The sequence below is a fragment of the Kitasatospora sp. MBT63 genome, from assembly GCF_000710465.2.
In the GTDB taxonomy this organism is placed as follows: domain Bacteria; phylum Actinomycetota; class Actinomycetes; order Streptomycetales; family Streptomycetaceae; genus Kitasatospora.
The window spans coordinates 1-3,183 of record NZ_JAIZ01000462.1; the positions used below are offsets into that span (position 1 = coordinate 1).

Annotated in this window: 2 protein-coding genes and 1 pseudogene; all 3 read left to right on the forward strand. The window is 76.6% G+C overall.

Annotated features, from left to right (window positions below; translation table 11 throughout):
* A pseudogene (locus tag AA75_RS49725) lies at positions 1-690 on the forward strand (hypothetical protein); the annotation flags it as partial.
* Positions 691-883: 193 nt separating this feature from the next.
* The gene (locus AA75_RS24945; RefSeq protein WP_149038356.1) at positions 884-1,984 is read left to right on the forward strand and encodes a hypothetical protein; all 1,101 of its coding nucleotides are present in this window, start codon (positions 884-886) and stop codon (positions 1,982-1,984) included.
* A 158-nt stretch (positions 1,985-2,142) separates the two neighbouring features.
* Positions 2,143-3,183, forward strand: a 1,041-nt coding sequence (locus AA75_RS24950; protein WP_149038357.1) for a serine/threonine-protein kinase, incomplete at its 3' end; no start/stop codon positions are given.

The window sequence follows — 3,183 nt, forward strand, 5'->3', positions numbered from 1 at the left end:
TCGGCCGGCGACCCGGCCGCCGCCGGGGCCGCCCAGAGCCCCGCCGCCGGCGGACAGCAGTCCGCCGCCGCCCCGCCGGCCACCTCCCCCTCCGCCGCCGCCTCGTCCGCGGCCTCGGGCGCCGGTGCGCAGAACCCCGGTGCGGCGGGGGCCACGGCCTCCGGCAACACCACCGGCACCACGGGCACCACCGGCACGACCGGCACCTCGGGGACCACGGCCGGCAACGCGGCCGTCCTGGCCCCGCCGGCCGGCTACACGACCTACCACGACCCGTCCGGCTTCAGCATCAACCTGCCCAGCTGGTTGACCGACCAGGGCCCGGACTACGACGCGACCAGCCGCCAGTTCAAGGGCAACGGCGTGAAGCTGATGGTCGACTGGACCCAGCCCGCCCACGGCAGTGCCTACGACGACTGGGTCAGCAGCGAGAACGACGGCAACGGCGGCTCCAACTACCAGCGGGTGCAGCTGAAGCAGATCACCTACCGGCAGTGGACCAACGCCGCCGACTGGGAGTGGACCTTCGGCAGCAAGACCCGGATGCACTCGCTCAACCGGGGCTTCGTCACCGGCAACGGCAAGTACGGGTACGCCCTGTACTGGACGACGCCCGACGCGGACTGGGACTCCCCGGCCAACGCCGACGCCCGCAAGGTCGGCTTCGAGAGCTTCCAGCCTGCGCCGTGATCGGGGCTCCGCACCGTACCGTGGGTGTTCCTGGCGGAAGCGCCCGCCGCGCGCAACCGCCGCCGGCGGCCCGCCGTCCTTGAGGAGGGGCCGGCGGCGGCCCGTCCGCCCGTGTCCTCTCTCGACGCCGCCCACGGCCGGGCCACGTACCCTGACCGGTACGAGCAGCCAGACCCCTTTCTGAGGAACATCCATGCGAGCGGCTCCGGGGCAGTTGGTGGCGGGGCGGTACCGGGTGACGGACCGTCCGGGGATCGGCGCGGCCGCGCAGGACCTGCGGACCGGGGGCCAGGTGCTGCTGCACGCGCTGGACCTGCCGGAGCTGCTGATCCCCGGTCAGCCGGGCGCCGAGCCGGACCCGCAGTACGGCGCGCTGGTCGCCGACCGGGTGGCGGCCGCGGTGGCCTCGGCCCCGCACCACCCGCGGCTGCTGGCCGACGTGGAGGTGGTCGCCGAACGCGACACCCTCTGGGTCGCCGAGGAGCGTCCACCGGGTGTGCGGCTGTCCGAGCTGGCGGTGGACGGGCCGGTGCCGCCGTACCGGGTGGCGGAGCTGGCGGCCGACCTGGCCGGCGCGCTGCGGGCCGTGCACGAGGCCGGGCTCTCGCACGGCAACGTGACCGCGGAGTCGGTGCTGGTCTGCGAGGACGGCGCCGCGCTGCTCGGCGGCCTGCTGCTCGGGATGGCCGAGGAGACGCTGTGCTCGGCGCTGGGCGGCCCGGTGCCGCGCCGGGTGTACGAGGCGCGGGCGGTCCTGCTCGGGCCGCGCGCCGAACGCTGGCCGCCGGACGCCGGGCCCGCGGCGGACTGCTGGGCGCTCGGGGTGCTGCTGTTCCGGCTGCTCACGGGGTACGGCCCGTACCCGGAGGACGACCTGCCGACCCTGCTGGCCGCGGTCCGGGACGGCCGCCCGCACCCCGCGGACGGCTGCGGGCCGCTGCGTCCGCTGGTCGAGCGGCTGCTGGCGGCCGATCCGGCCGGCCGGCCGCTCGCGGTCGACGTCCAGACCGAGGTGCGGGAGCTGCTGGCGGGCGCACCCGAACCGTTCGGACCCGGACTGCTCGCCGCCGCGCCGCTGCTGCCGGTGCGCCGCCCGGACGGTCCGGTGGAGCCGTACCGGCGCGGCGGCCGCCGCGCCGCGCGCGGGTCGCGGGCCGGGGAGCCGGGCACCGAGCTGATGAAACGTCACCGCCCCTCCCGGATACGGCCGTCGCTGATCGGCCCGCTGCTGGTGGGCGGAGTGCTGGTGGCGCTGGTCGCGGCGCTCGCCGCGGTGGTGCTGGCGGCCGGCTGACCGCACCGTGGTCGGGAATCGGTCAGGTGGCCGGGCTGGCATCCTGGCCCTGGTGCAGTGCGCCTAGGCTTGGCCCGGAAGATGTCCGGACGGTGAGTCCGGGGCGCGCCGGGACCTCCGTCGGAGTGACGGTGGGCGGAGGAGGGGGAGCGGTCGCCATGGGCGGACAGGACAAGGCAGCGGGACTGGACGCGGGCCGGCTGCTGGCGGGCCGGTACGCGCTGGGGGAGCGCCTGGGCCGGGGCGGGATGGGCACGGTCTGGCGCGCCCGGGACGAGATGCTGGACCGCGACGTCGCGGTCAAGGAGCTCACCGTCAGCCACCTGTCCGAGGAGGACCTGGAGATCCTGCAGACCCGGATGAAGCGGGAGGCGCGGGCCGCCGCCCGGATCAAGCACCCGGGCGTGATCACCATCCATGACGTGCTGGAGCAGGACGGCCGGCCCTGGATCGTGATGGAGCTGGTCGACGGCCGCTCGCTGGCCGACGTGATCAGCCAGGACGGTGAGCTGCGTCCGCAGGAGGCCGCCGAGGTCGGTGTGCAGGTGCTGGCCGCGCTGCACCGCGGACACCAGCTCGGGGTGCTGCACCGGGACGTCAAGCCGGCCAACGTGCTGCTGGAGCACAACACCGGCCGGGTGGTGCTGCTGGACTTCGGGATCGCCAAGTTCGAGGGCGCCGGCGTGGTCGAGCTGACCCGCCCCGGCGACCTGGTCGGCTCGCCCGACTACCTGGCCCCCGAGCGGGCCCAGGGCGAGCGCCCCGGCCCGGCCTCCGACCTGTGGGCGCTGGGCGCCACGCTGTGGGCGGCGGTGGAGGGCACCTCGCCGTTCCGCCGGGATTCGCCGCTGAGCACGCTGACCGCGGTGGTCGAGGAGGAGCTGCCGGAGCCGGCCAAGGCCGGCGCGCTCGGTCCGGTGCTGGCCGCGCTGCTCGCCAAGGACCCGGCCCGGCGGCCGGGCGCCGACGAGGCGATGCAGCTGCTGAACGAGGTGGTGGCGGGCCACACGGTGGGTCTGAGAGCCAAGGCCGCCGAGCGGCAGCCGACCACCAGCGTGCCCGTGGTCGACCGGACCGACGGCGCGCCGGACCACGCCGCCGGGGCCGTCCCGGCCGGGCGGACCGCGCCGACCGTCCCGACCGTGCCCGTGGGTGCCGAGCCCGCGCCGGGCGGACCCGCCCCCGCGGGGCGGCCCCGC

Excerpts from the sequence above, each read along its gene's own strand:
- AA75_RS24945 (WP_149038356.1), top strand. The coding sequence starts at position 884 with ATGCGAGCGGCTCCGGGGCAGTTGGTGGCGGGGCGGTACCGGGTGACG.